The following is a 14,205-nucleotide window of genomic DNA, read 5'->3' as shown; positions in this document are numbered from 1 at the left end:
GCCAATCAGGGAGACCGCTCATGTCACAGCATCATCAGCCATCTACGCTTGCCGCGCTCGGCCGGACCTGGGTCGAGGCCTGGAACGCGCGCGACCTCGAGCGCGTGCTGACGCTCTACGACGAGGCCACGGTGATGACCTCGGACCGCATTCCCATGATGGGATTCGATGCGAGCGGAACGGTGCGCGGCAAGGACGCGCTGCGGGCTTACTGGGGCAAGGCGCTCGCCCTGCTGCCGGAGCTGCACTTTGCGCTGATCGACGTGTTCGTGAGCCCGGACAGCGTGGTGGTGTTTTACGAGAACGAGCGGGGCAAGAAGATCTGCGAATATCTGCGGGTGAACGACGCGGGGCTGATCGTGCAGGGCTCGGCGAATCATTTGCCGCAGTGAGTGCCGCTCTCTCCCCGTCATTGCGAGCGCAGCAAAGCAATCCAGAATCCTTCCGCGGATGCAGTGCTGGATTGCTTCGCTGCGCTCGCAATGACGGAGACTGGGGCGGACACGTGCGTTAACACTGCGTCCGCCCGCGCTGAAACAGGACCCTCCCGATGAAACTCCCCACCTCGCCCTTCACCGTCACCGACTGGAGCAAGGTCGAAGCCACCAGGCATCCCGGCGAGACCGGGCACGCGCTGTGGCGGACGCTCAACATCGGCGAGTTGCGCGTGCGGATGGTGGAGTATTCGCCGGGCTATCTCGCCGATCACTGGTGCGATCGCGGACACGTGCTCTACGTGCTCGCGGGGGAGCTCGACAGCGAGCTGCGCGACGGACGCAAGTTCAAGCTCACGCCGGGGATGAGCTATCAGGTCTCGGATTTCGGCGATGCCGCGCATCGTTCGTCGACCGCGATGGGCGCGACGCTCTTCATCGTGGATTGACGGAACTATCATTCCGAGCGCGGTGTGCAGCGCAAAATAGCAAAATGCGAGGGGCTCGCTGTGGGCGCGTGCCGCCTTGAAGTTGCCCCAAAAAATCGCTAGATTGTGAACATCGATCCTTGGCCGAACGACTGGGCCGCTCCGTCTCATTTCCAATGGGCGAGCACGTTTCAGGTATTTCTCCAAAATCGACCAATCGGGACGTGGGCGCGGATAATGCGCATTTGTCCCCCTGAGTGCATCGTCAATTGAAAGGAAATGACTATGGCAATGGGCACCGTGAAGTGGTTCAACAACCAAAAGGGCTTTGGCTTCATCCAGCCGGATGACGGCGCAAAGGACGTCTTCGTTCACATCAGCGCCGTTGAGCGCGCCGGTCTGAGCACCCTCAATGAGGGCCAGAAGGTCTCCTTCGACATCGTTGCGGACCGCCGCAGCGGCAAGTCCTCGGCCGACAACCTCCGCGCCGGCTAGTTGACCGCGAAATTCGCGATCTGACCGCGGACGTACCGGCAGATCGTAGAGTTCGAAAGACCCCGCGACCGGGATCCGGTTCGCGGGGTTTTTGTTTGCCCCCTCGTCATTCCGGGCTCGCTCTGCGGGCGCCCCGGAATGTCGGCGGAGCGAATTCAGCCCGCTTTCTTCAGAACTGACACGAAGAACCCATCCGTGCCGGTGCGGCGCGGGGTCATGAGCCAGCCCTCGGGCGACTGCAGTGCAGCTTCTGCGAACGCCTCGGCCTTGTCCCAGAGCACGCTAGCGGTCTGCTCTGGCGGCACCACCGCGAACTCGGGATGCGCGGCGACGAACGCCCTCACCTGCTCGTGGTTCTCCTCCGCAAGGACCGAGCAGGTGATGTAGGCGATGCGGCCGCCCGTCTTCACCAGCGGAACCGCACGCTCCAGCACCTCGGCCTGGTCCTTGAGGCGAATCTCCAGGGCACCCGGCCGCATGCGCCATTTGGCGTCGGGATTGCGGCGCCAGGTTCCGGTTCCCGTGCAGGGCGCGTCGATGACGACGAGATCGGCCGTGGCGCGGATATCGGCCAGTGGATCGACCTCGCCCTTGGGCGTGCGGACATCGGCATTGTGGACACCGGCGCGCGACAGGCGTTCGTGGATCGGCACAAGCTGGCGCTTGTCGCTGTCGGTCGCGATCAGCCGGCCTTTGCCCTGCATCATCGCTGCCAGCGCCAGCGTCTTGCCGCCGGCGCCGGCGCAGAGATCGATCACCTGCTCGCCCGGTTTTGCCGCGGTGAAGAGCGCCGCAAGCTGCGATCCTTCATCCTGCACCTCAACGCCGCCCTTGATGAAATCCTCCTCGGCCTGGATGCCGGGATTGCGCGCATCGGCCGAAAGCTCGATGCGCAGGCCGTTTGGCGACCATGGCGTCGGTTTCGCATGAAGATGAGCAAGCGCCTTCAGCACCTTGTCGCGATTGGATTTTAGCGTGTTGACGCGCAAATCGAGCGGCGCCCGGCTCGCCATCGCCGCCGCCTCGGCGACGCGGTCCTCGCCGAACACTTTTGCGAGGTGGGAATCCAGCCAGTCCGGATAGTCGCCCGCGATGGCGGCGGGCGCATCTTTCAGCGAGCGATGGCTGAGCGCCGCCTGCTCGGCCTCGGTCAGGGGCTCGGGTGCGAACCGGCTGCCGTCGAACAAGGCGCCCATGGTTGCGCTATCCATGTTCCGCTCGAGGCGCAGCATGCCGATCAGCCGCGCGCGTGCGGTATCGGAATCCATCAGGAACGCGCTGGAGGAAAAGCGGCGCAGCACGTCCCAGACCAGGCCGGCAATGGCGGCGCGGTCGCCGGAGCCGGCAAAGCGGTGCGCGGTGCCCCACTCCTTCAGCGCCTTGGCCGCAGGCACGCGGTCCTTCTCGATGGTGTTGATCACTTCAATGGCTGCGGACAGCCGGGCAGCGGGAGTCATTTGAATCTTTCAGATCAAGATTGGCGAGCAAGCGCCTAGATCAGCAACAGGATTTTAAGTGCGAAATAGATCCACATCGCCAGCAGCACCAGGACACCGGCGAGCCAGACCGACGAGCGCCGGCCGAGATCGTTCGAACTGACGAACACGCCGGCATGGGCAAAGCGCGTCACCACGAACACCCAGGACATCAGCACGATGAAGAGATCGGCGTGGCGAAGCGGCAGCGCCAGCGCGATCAGCGCGTAGAACAGCACCGGCAACTCGAACTGGTTGCGGTAGCAATTGGCGATTTGCGTGGCGCCCTTTGGCCAGTTCGGCTCGCCCAGCGCAATGTCGCGGATCTTGGTCTCGCCCGAGACCAGCGCATTCCGGCGCCCGAACACCATGCCGATCAGCAGCGCGAAGGTGAGCCCGATCTGCACGAAGACTGGCAGCAGGACCATTTGGACGGACATCGGAACTTTCCCGAAAATGGCGCGAACGGCGCGCGAGGCGATCACCGCTACACGGTGCGGTCGAATTCGACAACGCCGGACTTGGCCAAACGAAACAATTGCGCCGGCCGCGCGGACGCCTTGCTGACGGAACCGGCCACCTGTTCGATCAGCCTGAGCTCGTCGATCTTGCGACGGAAGGCGCTGTCGTTGAGCGAGCGGCCGAGCGCGGCCTCATAGGCGCGCCGCAGCTCCGGCAGGGTGAATTCCGGCGGCAGCAGAAAGGCCGGCAACGACGAATAGGCCGCGCGGCGGCGGCAGCGCTCGATCGCGGCGGCGACGATGGCGTCGTGGTCGAACGGAAGTCCCTTCGCCTCGGCGAGCGGCAGCATTTTCAGCGACGTCACGCCCCGGGCGGCAAAATCCTCATGCGGCAGCAGCGTGTAATAGGCGATCGACGCCGACCAGCCGCGCGGATCGCGCTGTCCGCCCGAAAAGGTCATCAACTGCTCGAGCACGCGCATCGAAAGCCCGGCCTTGTCGCGCAGCACGCGCACCGCTGCGGCGTGGGTCGAGTCGTCCTCTTCGGGATGGACATAGCCGCCGACCAGCGCAAGTCGTCCGGCATGCGGGGCCTTTTCCCGCGCCTGGAGCACGACATGGATGCGGTCGTCGTGCAGGGTCAGCAGCACGACGTCGACGGTGAGAATGGGGCGGATCAGCTCGGCGGCCATGGGTCCATCCTAGCCATTCAAATAGCAAATTGCAAATAACAAGTTGCAATAGATCTCCCCCAGGCCCAGGCTTTCGTCAAGGCGATGGCAATCATCGCCTGAGACACTGAAGCAAAGAGAGAGGCCAACATGATCGTCGTCTGGCGTGTCGTGGACAGTTGCAACCTCGCCTGCGGATTCTGCGCCTATGACAAGCGTCTCGGCTTTCCGCGCGGCCAGGCTGCGCCCGCCGATATCCTCCGCTTCGCCGCGGTGCTGGCCGAACACCAGGCGCAAACCGGCGACCGCGTTCTGCTGAGCTGGCTCGGCGGCGAGCCGCTGCGCTGGCAGCCCTTGCAAGCCCTGACCCACGCCGTACGCGGGCTTGGCCTCGAGGTCAGCGCGACCACCAACGGCACGACGCTTGGCAGCCCGGCGCTGCGCCGGCATCTGTGCGAGAGCTACAAGGAGCTGACCATCAGCGTCGACGGTTTTGCCGCCTTCCACGATCCCTCGCGCGGCTGGGCCGGCGGTTTCGACAAGCTGCGCCGCTGGGTCCCTCAGCTCGCGGCCGAAGCGCGTGCGCTCGATTCAAGGCTGAAGCTGCGCGCCAACGTCGTGCTGATGCACCAGAATGTCGGCGAGTTCGCCGCGCTGTGCGAAGAACTTGCCGACTGGGGCATCGCCGAGATCACCTACAACCAGCTCGGCGGCCGCGACCGGCCGGAGTTCTATCCGCAGCACCGTCTCACCGGTGCCGACGTCGATGCGCTTGGACAGGCCCTGCCGGCGATCCGCCAACACCTCGCGTCACGCAGCGTGATGCTGATCGGCGGCGAGCAATATCTGGCGCGGATCCGGGCCAGCACGCAAGGTCAGCGCATGCCCGTCAGCGATTGCGATCCCGGACAGAGCTTTCTGTTCGTCGATGAGAAGGGCCAGGTCTCGCCCTGCAGCTTCACGACGCAGGACTACGGCATCGACATCGGCAGCCTGCAAAGCGCCGCCGATCTCGCCACCCTGCCCGCCCGCTTCCGCCTGTTGCAGCAGGCCGCACGCTCCCGGCAGTGCGACGACTGCCTGAGCACGCAGGTCTGCGGCAAGTTCTCACGCCGCGAGGCGCCGGTCCTGATGGCCGCAGAATAGCGCTTCAGAAGGCGCCGCAGGATCCCGGCCAACACGCTTGAACAGTCACCGCAATTGCCGTCGGCGCCATTGTTTGCGGCGACTGCAATCATCCGCGAGCGACTTGAACCAGCGTTCCCGATCTTGCGACCAACCACCAATCATCAAAGCGATTTCGACCCGTTTGATCGCAAGGCGAGACGCCGCCATGAACACCCTGTCCAGCCTTTGGACCGAATCCGCGGACGGCCAGCTCGGCATCTGGCTATCGGCGCTCTCAGGCATCGCGGCGGCGCTGGCGGTCGCGCTGGCGATGACGGTGTATTTCCGCCTGGGCTACCGGACCTGGCGCGACATCGTCAGGCATGGCCTGGCGACGCTCGCCGCCATCGCCCTGTTCGCCTTTGCCGCCTACGACATGCGCCACGCCGCGCTCGCCTATCTCGGCCTCAACCCGTCCAAGCCCGCGGTCGAGTTCGAGATCCGCATGCCGCGCGAGACGCTGGCGACGGTGTCCGCCGATACCCAGATCGAGCTGCATACCGACCGCAATCAGACGCTCGCTTTGGTCGACGGCGTCAGCGACCTCGCCGACGGACGGGCGCTGCTGCGCGGCGCGGTCGCGCTCAACCATCGCACCGCCGACCGTGTGCTGGTCGTGAACCTGCCCGGCAAGGGCATGTTCGAGTTTCGCCTGCGCCTGCCCGCCGAGCCGCATCGCACCGAGCAGTTCGGCCCCTGGCATCTCGCCGACCGCATCGCCTCGCCGCTGACAGGCAACCTCGCGCCGCAGGACGCCTACACCATCCGCTATCGCGTGCTTTAAACTTTGTTTCATCGCCGATTTTGCGCGCGCGTCATCGTTCCGACGTTTGGCCGGACGATACTTCGCGCATGTCAGAATTTCGCCTCACCCAGATTTCGGACACGCATCTCGGCCGGCGCTTTCCCGGCCTGATCGCGAACTTTCATCGCGTCGGTGAGCACATCGACGCTGACAGGCCGGACCTCGTCATCAACAGCGGTGACGTCTCCTTCGACGGGCCGACCAGCCGCGACGACGTCGCGTTCGCCAAGAGCCTGCACGATGCCTTGCCCGTCGCGTGTCGTTACATCCCCGGCAATCACGACATCGGCGACAATCCCACCGCGATCGGACCTGCACCGAAGCCGCCGATCACTGAAGCCCACCGCCAGCAATTCCGCGACATCATCGGCGACGACCATTGGTCGTTCGAGGCCGCCGGCTGGCGCTTCATCGGCCTCAACTCGCTGGTGATGAATTCAGGGCTCGCCTTCGAAGCCGAGCAATTTGACTGGCTCGCCTCGAAGATCGCGCGCGTGAACGGCAAGCCGGTCGCGCTGTTCATTCACAAGCCGCTGTTTCTCAACCTGCCCGATGATCCCGAGACGCCGGAGACCTCGATCCGCTACGTGCCACAGCCGGCGCGTGCGCGGCTGATCGAAATGTTCGGACGTGTCGATCTCCGCCTGATCGCCAGCGGTCACGTGCATCAACGCCGCGACTTCACGTTTCACCACACGCGGCACGTCTGGGCGCCCTCGGTCGGCTTCAAGATCAACGATGCGCGCCAGGACCGGATCGCGATCAAGGAAGTCGGGCTGGTCGAGTATCGCTTCGCCCCCGACCGCTTTGAAGTCCGTCACATCCGTGCCGCGGGTCAGGTCGATGTCGACATCGAAGAGCTGTTCGCCCAGATGGGCGGTGAGCACTAGCTCCGCTCAGGCGACGCTCTTGAGATCCTGCTGGATCGCAGCCAGCAACGACCGCAGTGCTTCGCTGGTCACGGGCTTCGCGGCGGGACCAGCGGCGGGAACGACCGTGGCGGGCCCGACCATCTTGACCGGGCGCTTGGGAAAACGTGGCGGAGGCGTCGGCATGGCGAGGGCTGCAAACTCGCCCTGCTCCTCGCTGTGCACGAACTTGCCGTGGATGACGTCGTCATGGCGGCCCATGACATACATGGCCATCCAATAGCCGGCAGCCAGAAGGATTACGCAGAAAATACCGATCTCTAACATCGCAACACCCTAAATATGCGCGATGATTCAATGCCTTCGACCGGGCGTCAATGAACCCTCGGTCACACCTTGCGCCTTTTGCGGGCAAGTGTGGCGAATCGGTAACTCTTTGTTAACCACCGACGCCCCGGGGTGTGGCGTCGGTGCAACGCGAAGGCGCGCGAGGCTTGCGGGCGGCGCGCCAAGCCTGGCAGCTACGCCTTATCCGGCCCGACCCGGACCAGCTGCTTGCCGAAATTGGCCCCCTTCAAGAGCCCGATGAAGGCGCCCGGGGCGCTCTCCAGGCCCTCAGTGACGAACTCCTTGTACTTCACCTTGCCGTCGCGGACCCATCCCGACATGTCGCGCAGGAAGTCGCCATGGCGCGAGGCGAAATCGGAGACGATGAAGCCGCGGAAGGTCAGCCGCTTGGTCAGCGTCGCGCGCATCATCGAAGCGGCCCATTTCGGCGGCTTGGCCTCGGTGTCGTTGTAATGCGCGATCAGGCCGCAGACCGGCACACGCGCGAATGGATTGAGCAGCGGGAAGACCGCCTCGAACACGGCGCCGCCGACATTCTCGAAATAGACGTCGATGCCTTTCGGGCAAGCGTCCTTCAGCTTCGCCGCGAGATCGGGATCGCGATGGTCGATGCAGGCATCGAAGCCGAGTTCCTTCACGACGTAATCGCACTTGTCCTTGCCGCCGGCGATGCCGACCGCACGTGCACCCTTGATCTTGGCGATCTGGCCGACCGCCGAGCCGACCGCGCCGGAGGCACCGGCAACGACGACCGTCTCGCCTTCCTGTGGCTTGCCGATGTCGAGCAGGCCTGTGTAGGCGGTCATACCGGGCATGCCGAGCACGCCGATCGAAGTCGAGATCGGGCCGAGCTTGGGGTCGACCTTGATCAGGCCCTTGCCGTTCGAGACCGCATGCGTCTGCCAGCCCGAACGAATTCGCACGATGTCGCCGACCGCGAAATCAGGATTGTTGGAGGCCGCGACCTCGCTCACGGCCTCGCCCTCCATCACGCCGCCGACCGGCACCGGCGCGGCATAGGACGGCCCCTCGCTCATGCGCCCGCGCATATAAGGATCGAGCGACAGCCAGACCGTGCGCAGCAGAATCTCGCCTGCGCCCGGCGTTGGCACAGCGAATTCCTCCAGACGAAAATCGGACGATTTAGGCTCGCCGACGGGACGTGCGGCGAGAACGATGCGTTTTGCTTGGGCCATGATGGTTCCTCCGGATTGGTTGTCGGCATGATTTAGGAGGAGCGGCGTGATGAAGCAAACCCCCAGTCGATTAAGGCTTTGGTCGCGATTGCGATCTAAAATTGTAAGGACCTCCCATGATCGAAGAGTCCTTTCGTGCCAGAGCTTGCCCCGCCATCTGCTCCCTCCTCCAAGATCGGCGCGAAGGGCGGTCTCAGCCTGCGCTGGCGCGTCCTGGCCGGAAATCTGATCACAAGCCTGCTCGCTGTCGCCTTCGCCGGAGCGGTCGCCTGGGGCGGATGGGGTGATCTGCGCAAGCGGGAAGCCGCCGCGCGCTCGCTCACCGCCTTCGAGCTGGTGATGAAGGCCAACAGTCTCATTCCGGTCGAACGCACCGCCTGGTACGCCGTCGCGACCCCGGCCGAGCCGGCCACGCCCGAGAAGCTGTCGGCTCTCGACAAGACCATCGCCAACACCGACGCCGCCATCAACGCCGCCAAGGCGGCCACTCGCGCGGCAGAGCTGCCGACGCGGTCGATCGAAGCCGCCGAGCAGACGTTGCAAAAGACCCGCAGCGCCGGCCGCCAGGCCGCGGTCCTGCCGAAGTCGCAACGCCCCGCCGACAGCCAGACGGCGATCGTGGACGGTCTGGCGCGCTCCGTCGATGCCCTCACGGCGGCGACGAGCGAAGCCTTGATCAACCTCTCGCGCACCGGCAGCGACATCGAGAACCTCCTGCCGTCGGCGACGCTGGCGCAGAGCGCGCAGAGCATGCGCACCATCAATGGCGCGCGTGCCGCCGTGCTCGGCCTTTTCGCTCGCAACCAACCCTTGTCGCCAGCCCAGCGCGTCGAGGTGACTGAATTGACCGGTCAGGTCGCGCTGATCTGGACCCAGATCGAGCAGGGTGTCCACAACGCCGGCGATGCGCCGGCGCTCGCCAACGTCACCAACCAGGTGCGTGCGAAACTGATGACCGAAGGCGAGCCGCGGTTTCAAGAAATGGTCGCGGCCGCCCGGGAAAGTCGTCCCAGCCCGATCGGTGAGGCCGAATGGCCCCGCTGGCTCGCTCCCGTCCTGAACAGCGTGCTCGGTCTGCGCGACGCCGCCTTGACCTTTGCCCACGACGCCAACGACGCGGCGATCGCACAGGCGCAGACACGGCTGATCTGGGCTCTGGGGGCCCTGCTGGTCGTGCTGATCGCCTCGGTCGCCGTCGTCATCGCCGTGATGCGCCAGGTGATCGGTCCGCTGGTGCGGCTGACCGGCGCGACGCTGCGGCTTGCCGATGGCGAACTCGCCGTTGCAATCCCCGACGGGCATCGCAAGGACGAGATCGGCACCATGGCTGGCGCGCTGCAGATCTTCAAGGACGCGCTGGTCGCAAAGAAGCTCGCCGACGAAGATTCCGCACGTAACGCCGAAGCGCAAATCGAGCGCGGCCGCCGCGTCAACATCATCACGCGCGATTTCGAGACCGTGATCGGCGAGATCGTCAGCACGGTGTCGTCGGCAGCGACCGAGCTTGAAGGTTCGGCCGGTACCTTGAACACCAATGCGGATCGTTCGCAGACGCTGACGACGGCCGTCGCGGCGGCGTCCGAGGAGGCATCCGCCAATGTGCAGTCGGTCGCCTCCGCGACCGAAGAGCTCACATCGTCGGTCAACGAGATCAGCCGGCAGGTCCAGGAATCCGCGCGCGTGGCCGGCGACGCCGTCGAGCAGGCCCGCCGCACCAATGACCGCGTCGGCGAACTGTCACAGGCCGCAAGCCGGATCGGCGACGTCATCGAGCTCATCAACTCGATCGCGGGCCAGACCAACCTTTTGGCGCTGAACGCGACCATCGAGGCCGCACGCGCCGGCGATGCCGGCCGCGGCTTCGCAGTGGTCGCCTCGGAGGTGAAGGCGCTGGCGCAGCAGACCGCCAAGGCGACCGAGGAAATCCATCAGCAGATCGGAAGCGTCCAGGCGGCGACGCAGGAATCCGTCGGCGCCATCAAGGCGATCAGCGAGACGATCGAGCGACTGTCGGAAATCTCCTCGACGATTGCGGCGGCCGTCGAGGAACAGGGCGCAGCGACGCAGGAAATCGCGCGAAACGTGCAGCAGGCGGCGCACGGCACCCAGCAGGTCTCCGCCAACATCAACGACGTCCAGCAGGGCGCCAGCGAGACCGGCTCGGCCTCGTCCCAGGTACTGACCGCCGCCCAATTGCTGGCCTCGGATTCGGGCCGCCTCAAGCTCGAGGTCGGGAAATTTCTCGAGGCCGTGCGCGCGGCTTGAACCGCGCGAAACTAAATCGCGATGAGATTTGGAGGAATGGTCATCGCGATTTAGGTTCGTTTAGACGCATGATCTTTCCGGAAACCGCTTCGCACCTTTCCGGATCATGCTTTAGCCGCCACCGGGATAGTTCGGGCTCTCGCGCGTGATGGTCACGTCGTGGACGTGGCTTTCGCGCAGGCCCGCGCCGGTGATGCGGACAAACTGCGCCTTCTCGTGCAGCTCCTTCATGTCCTTTGCACCGACATAGCCCATCGCGGCGCGCAAGCCGCCGGCGAGCTGGTGCATGACGTTGCCGACCGGGCCCTTGTAGGGCACCTGGCCCTCGATGCCTTCAGGCACGAGCTTGAGCGAATCCTTGATGTCCTGCTGGAAGTAGCGGTCGGCCGAGCCCCGCGCCATCGCGCCGACCGAGCCCATGCCGCGATAGGCCTTGTAGGAACGGCCCTGCCACAAAAACACTTCGCCCGGCGTCTCGTCGGTGCCGGCGAGCAGCGAGCCGACCATCGCAATGTCGGCACCGGCAGCGAGCGCCTTGGCAAGGTCGCCCGAGAACTTGATGCCGCCGTCGGCGATGACGGGAATGTCGGATTTCTTCGCCGCTTCCACCGCATCCATGATCGCGGTGAGCTGGGGCACGCCGACGCCGGCCACGATGCGCGTGGTGCAGATCGAGCCTGGGCCGATGCCGACCTTGATGCAGTCCGCGCCCGCATCGATCAGCGCCTGTGCGCCGTCCGAGGTTGCGATGTTGCCGGCAACGACCTGCACCGAGTTGGACAGGCGCTTGATGCGATTGACCGCATGCAGCACGTGGCGCGAATGGCCGTGCGCGGTATCGACGACGACGAGGTCGACACCGGCATCGATGAGGCGCTCAGTGCGCTCGAAGCCGGTGTCGCCGACCGTGGTGGCGGCGGCGACGCGCAGGCGGCCCTGCGCGTCCTTGCAGGCCAGCGGATGGGCGACCGCCTTCTCCATGTCCTTGACCGTGATCAGGCCGACGCAGCGATACTGCTCGTCGACGACGAGCAGCTTCTCGATGCGATGCTGGTGCAGCATGCGCCGCGCTTCGTCCTGGCTGACATTCTCGCGCACCGTGACGAGGCCTTCATGCGTCATCAACTCGGAGACTTTTTGCCGGCGGTCGGTGGCAAAACGCACGTCGCGGTTGGTGAGGATGCCGACCAGCTTGCCCGGCGTGGACTTGCCGGCACCGGTGACGACGGGAATGCCGGAGATGCCGTGATCGCTCATCAGCTTGAGCGCGTCGTCGAGCGATGCCTCGGGGCTGATGGTGAGCGGGTTCACCACCATGCCCGACTCGTACCGCTTGACCTGCCGCACCTGGGCGGCCTGCCCTTCGGGATCGAAATTGCGGTGGATCACGCCGAGGCCGCCGGCCTGCGCCATGGCGATCGCCATGCGGGCCTCGGTGACGGTATCCATGGCCGAGGCCATGATCGGGATGTTGAGCGGGATGGCGCGGGTGACGCGGGAACGGATGTCGACCTCGCCCGGCATGACGTCCGAGAGGCCCGGCTTCAACAGCACGTCGTCGAACGTAAAGGCTTCGCGAATGCCTTGAAGTTGCACCGTGGCCATTTGCCAACTCCTTCCTGCGGCCCTGCCGCAAATAGCTATGGATGAGCGCCGCCCTCGGCGTACCTTGCGGCATCGCCTTGAGAATCGGAGCCCATCGGTGGGGTTGACGCGGGTCGATAGCACGGCCGCGCGACGAATCAAAGCAAATCGGACCGCTGGCCAGCCATGCACAGGCTTTTTAAGCAAATTCAGCCGGGATAGCCGGGCGGGCCCCGTCATTCCCGGGGACGCGACACACCCGCGGGACCGAAAATGACGAAGGAGCGAGCACAGGATTTAGGTGCTATGCGCCGATCCACAATGGTCCGGCGCCAGCGGCGGTGATAAGCCGCAATTCTCGCCCTTCGGCCCCGTTTCCATTACCAAACCGTCATGGTCGACAAGCAACGCATCATCCCGCTGATCGTGGCCACCGCTCTCTTCATGGAGAACATGGACTCGACGGTGATCGCCACCTCGCTGCCGGCGATCGCGGCCGACATCGGCACCAGTCCGCTGACGCTGAAGCTCGCGATCACCTCCTACCTCTTGTCGCTCGCGGTGTTCATCCCGGCGAGCGGCTGGACCGCTGACAGGTTCGGCGCGCGCATGGTGTTCGCGATCGCCGTCGGCGTGTTCATGGTCGGATCGGTCGGCTGCGCGCTCTCGACCTCGGTCACCAACTTCGTATTCGCGCGAATCCTCCAGGGCATGGGCGGCGCGATGATGACGCCGGTCGGGCGCCTCGTGCTGCTCCGCTCGGTCGACAAGAGCGCTCTGGTCAATGCAATGGCCTGGGTGACGGTCCCTGCCCTGATCGGTCCGGTGATCGGCCCGCCGCTCGGCGGCTTCATCACCACCTACGCGTCGTGGCACTGGATCTTCCTGATCAACATTCCGATCGGCCTGCTCGGCATCTTCATGGCGCTGCGGTTCATCGATCCCATCAAGAGCGAGACGCAGGAAAAGTTCGATCTCTACGGCATGGTGCTCGCAGGGCTCGGCCTTGCCGGCATCGCGTTCGGTCTCTCCGTGGCCGGCCTCAATCTGCTGCCCTGGAGCACGGTCGCAGCCCTGGTTGCGGGCGGCGCGATCTCGATGACGCTCTACGTCATTCATGCCCGGCGGACGGGATCGCCGGTGCTGGACTTTTCGCTGCTCAACCTGCCGACGCTGCGCGCGGCCGTGTTGGGCGGATTCCTGTTCCGGCTCGGTATTGGCGCCCTGCCCTTCCTGCTGCCGCTGCTGATGCAGATCGGCTTCGGCCTGTCACCGTTTCATTCCGGGCTGGTCACCTTCGGCTCCTCGCTCGGCGCGATGGGCATGAAGACGCTGGCCGCGCGGATCATCCGCACCTTCGGCTTCCGCAATCTGATGACGGTGAACGCGATCGTCTCTGCATTTTTCCTCGGCGTGTGCGCGCTGTTCACGGTGACGACGCCGCTGCTCATCATCCTGGTGATCCTGGTCGTCGGCGGCTTCTTCCGCTCGCTCGAGTTCACCGCGATCAACACGGTGGCCTATGCCGACGTCGAGAGCGCCCAGATGAGCCGCGCCACCACGCTTGTCAGCGTCAACCAGCAACTCGCGATCTCCGCCGGCGTCGCGGTCGGCGCAGCTTGCGTCGAGACGACGATGTGGTTCGGCCATGTCAGCGAGATCAACGCCACCGTGTTCGCGCCCGCCTTCGTCGTGGTGGCGTTGACCTCGGCGGCATCGAGCTGGTTCTTCTGGCAGATGCCGAGCGATGCCGGCCACGAGATCTCCGGTCGCAAGGCGGTGGAGATCGCGAGCCGCAAGGGTGCCGCAAAAAGCGCCGCCAGCGCCGCCGTCAAGGTCGCGACGGAAGATACCCAGGACATGCGCGATCAGCGGCTGGGGTGAATTTTCCGCAAACGGCGCAACATACTCGGCGTCGTCCCGGCCTTCACCCTAGGGCATGCACACATCTTTCTTGGCAGGAAGTTGCCTTGGGGGATTCCCGAATCGGCACTTTGTGTGATTCCT

At 65.1% G+C, this 14,205-nt stretch carries 14 protein-coding genes; 8 read left to right on the top strand and 6 right to left on the bottom strand.

Going from position 1 to position 14,205, the window contains the following annotated elements; all coding sequences use genetic code 11:
• The first annotated feature begins 20 nt into the window (after positions 1-20).
• The 3 genes from JQ587_RS31645 (at position 21) to JQ587_RS31635 (ending at position 1,357) form a co-directional block, all read left to right on the top strand.
• On the top strand, positions 21-392 hold the full coding sequence (locus JQ587_RS31645; RefSeq protein ID WP_212427942.1) for a nuclear transport factor 2 family protein: 372 nt from the start codon (positions 21-23) through the stop codon (positions 390-392).
• 158 nt (positions 393-550) lie between these two features.
• Positions 551-883: a DHCW motif cupin fold protein gene (locus JQ587_RS31640; protein WP_212427941.1), complete on the top strand. Its 333-nt coding sequence runs from the start codon at positions 551-553 to the stop codon at positions 881-883.
• A 264-nt stretch (positions 884-1,147) separates the two neighbouring features.
• Positions 1,148-1,357: a cold-shock protein gene (locus JQ587_RS31635; protein WP_027532363.1), complete on the top strand. Its 210-nt coding sequence runs from the start codon at positions 1,148-1,150 to the stop codon at positions 1,355-1,357.
• Positions 1,358-1,512: 155 nt separating this feature from the next.
• On the opposite strand, the gene JQ587_RS31630 is transcribed toward JQ587_RS31635, so the two are convergent.
• The 3 genes from JQ587_RS31630 to JQ587_RS31620 are packed head-to-tail and all read right to left on the bottom strand — an operon-like array spanning position 1,513 to position 3,985.
• Positions 1,513-2,814, bottom strand: coding sequence for an RsmB/NOP family class I SAM-dependent RNA methyltransferase (locus tag JQ587_RS31630; RefSeq protein WP_212427940.1), 1,302 nt, complete (start codon positions 2,812-2,814; stop codon positions 1,513-1,515).
• A 35-nt stretch (positions 2,815-2,849) separates the two neighbouring features.
• Positions 2,850-3,272 carry an MAPEG family protein gene (locus JQ587_RS31625; protein WP_212299295.1) on the bottom strand — a complete coding sequence of 141 codons (423 nt, stop codon included), beginning with the start codon at positions 3,270-3,272 and terminating at the stop codon, positions 2,850-2,852.
• Between the two features lie 47 nt (positions 3,273-3,319).
• Positions 3,320-3,985, bottom strand: a complete 666-nt coding sequence (locus tag JQ587_RS31620; RefSeq protein ID WP_212299294.1) for an NUDIX hydrolase — start codon at positions 3,983-3,985, stop codon at positions 3,320-3,322.
• A 129-nt stretch (positions 3,986-4,114) separates the two neighbouring features.
• On the opposite strand from JQ587_RS31620, the gene JQ587_RS31615 reads away from it, so the two are divergent.
• From JQ587_RS31615 to JQ587_RS31605, 3 genes are all read left to right on the top strand, one after another.
• Positions 4,115-5,110 carry a radical SAM protein gene (locus tag JQ587_RS31615; RefSeq protein ID WP_212299293.1) on the top strand — a complete coding sequence of 332 codons (996 nt, stop codon included), beginning with the start codon at positions 4,115-4,117 and terminating at the stop codon, positions 5,108-5,110.
• 187 nt (positions 5,111-5,297) lie between these two features.
• Positions 5,298-5,915, top strand: coding sequence for an acriflavin resistance protein (locus tag JQ587_RS31610; RefSeq protein WP_212299292.1), 618 nt, complete (start codon positions 5,298-5,300; stop codon positions 5,913-5,915).
• Positions 5,916-5,983: 68 nt separating this feature from the next.
• Entirely contained in the window at positions 5,984-6,826 is an 843-nt protein-coding gene (locus tag JQ587_RS31605) for a metallophosphoesterase family protein (RefSeq protein WP_212299291.1), read from the top strand.
• 6 nt (positions 6,827-6,832) lie between these two features.
• Here the strand turns inward: JQ587_RS31605 and JQ587_RS31600 are convergent, their stop codons facing one another.
• Together JQ587_RS31600 and curA are read right to left on the bottom strand one after the other, a co-directional pair.
• A complete protein-coding gene (locus tag JQ587_RS31600) occupies positions 6,833-7,132 on the bottom strand; it encodes a hypothetical protein (RefSeq protein ID WP_212299290.1) in 300 nt (99 codons plus the stop codon).
• A 194-nt stretch (positions 7,133-7,326) separates the two neighbouring features.
• Positions 7,327-8,349 carry an NADPH-dependent curcumin/dihydrocurcumin reductase gene (gene curA / locus JQ587_RS31595; RefSeq protein WP_212427939.1) on the bottom strand — a complete coding sequence of 341 codons (1,023 nt, stop codon included), beginning with the start codon at positions 8,347-8,349 and terminating at the stop codon, positions 7,327-7,329.
• A 135-nt stretch (positions 8,350-8,484) separates the two neighbouring features.
• On the opposite strand from curA, the gene JQ587_RS31590 reads away from it, so the two are divergent.
• Complete coding sequence (locus JQ587_RS31590; protein WP_349629545.1) at positions 8,485-10,614, top strand: methyl-accepting chemotaxis protein; 2,130 nt, start codon at positions 8,485-8,487, stop codon at positions 10,612-10,614.
• A 111-nt stretch (positions 10,615-10,725) separates the two neighbouring features.
• On the opposite strand, the gene guaB is transcribed toward JQ587_RS31590, so the two are convergent.
• On the bottom strand, positions 10,726-12,219 hold the full coding sequence (gene guaB, locus JQ587_RS31585) for an IMP dehydrogenase (protein WP_212299288.1): 1,494 nt from the start codon (positions 12,217-12,219) through the stop codon (positions 10,726-10,728).
• A 372-nt stretch (positions 12,220-12,591) separates the two neighbouring features.
• Here guaB and JQ587_RS31580 point away from each other — a divergent pair, with 372 nt between their 5' ends.
• Positions 12,592-14,082, top strand: coding sequence for an MFS transporter (locus JQ587_RS31580; RefSeq protein WP_212299287.1), 1,491 nt, complete (start codon positions 12,592-12,594; stop codon positions 14,080-14,082).
• Positions 14,083-14,205: the final 123 nt, after the last annotated feature.

The sequence above is a fragment of the Bradyrhizobium manausense genome (genome assembly GCF_018130615.1).
Classification (GTDB): Bacteria; Pseudomonadota; Alphaproteobacteria; order Rhizobiales; family Xanthobacteraceae; genus Bradyrhizobium; species Bradyrhizobium manausense_A.
This window is presented reverse-complemented; position numbering and strand designations above follow the sequence as displayed.

Coding starts and splice junctions, on each gene's coding strand:
- JQ587_RS31625 (WP_212299295.1), bottom strand. CDS start 3,272: ATGTCCGTCCAAATGGTCCTGCTGCCAGTCTTCGTGCAGATCGGGCTC.
- JQ587_RS31580 (WP_212299287.1), top strand. CDS start 12,592: ATGGTCGACAAGCAACGCATCATCCCGCTGATCGTGGCCACCGCTCTC.
- JQ587_RS31640 (WP_212427941.1), top strand. CDS start 551: ATGAAACTCCCCACCTCGCCCTTCACCGTCACCGACTGGAGCAAGGTC.
- JQ587_RS31620 (WP_212299294.1), bottom strand. CDS start 3,985: ATGGCCGCCGAGCTGATCCGCCCCATTCTCACCGTCGACGTCGTGCTG.
- guaB (WP_212299288.1), bottom strand. CDS start 12,219: ATGGCCACGGTGCAACTTCAAGGCATTCGCGAAGCCTTTACGTTCGAC.
- JQ587_RS31615 (WP_212299293.1), top strand. CDS start 4,115: ATGATCGTCGTCTGGCGTGTCGTGGACAGTTGCAACCTCGCCTGCGGA.
- JQ587_RS31630 (WP_212427940.1), bottom strand. CDS start 2,814: ATGACTCCCGCTGCCCGGCTGTCCGCAGCCATTGAAGTGATCAACACC.
- JQ587_RS31610 (WP_212299292.1), top strand. CDS start 5,298: ATGAACACCCTGTCCAGCCTTTGGACCGAATCCGCGGACGGCCAGCTC.
- JQ587_RS31635 (WP_027532363.1), top strand. CDS start 1,148: ATGGCAATGGGCACCGTGAAGTGGTTCAACAACCAAAAGGGCTTTGGC.
- JQ587_RS31605 (WP_212299291.1), top strand. CDS start 5,984: ATGTCAGAATTTCGCCTCACCCAGATTTCGGACACGCATCTCGGCCGG.
- curA (WP_212427939.1), bottom strand. CDS start 8,349: ATGGCCCAAGCAAAACGCATCGTTCTCGCCGCACGTCCCGTCGGCGAG.
- JQ587_RS31600 (WP_212299290.1), bottom strand. CDS start 7,132: ATGTTAGAGATCGGTATTTTCTGCGTAATCCTTCTGGCTGCCGGCTAT.
- JQ587_RS31645 (WP_212427942.1), top strand. CDS start 21: ATGTCACAGCATCATCAGCCATCTACGCTTGCCGCGCTCGGCCGGACC.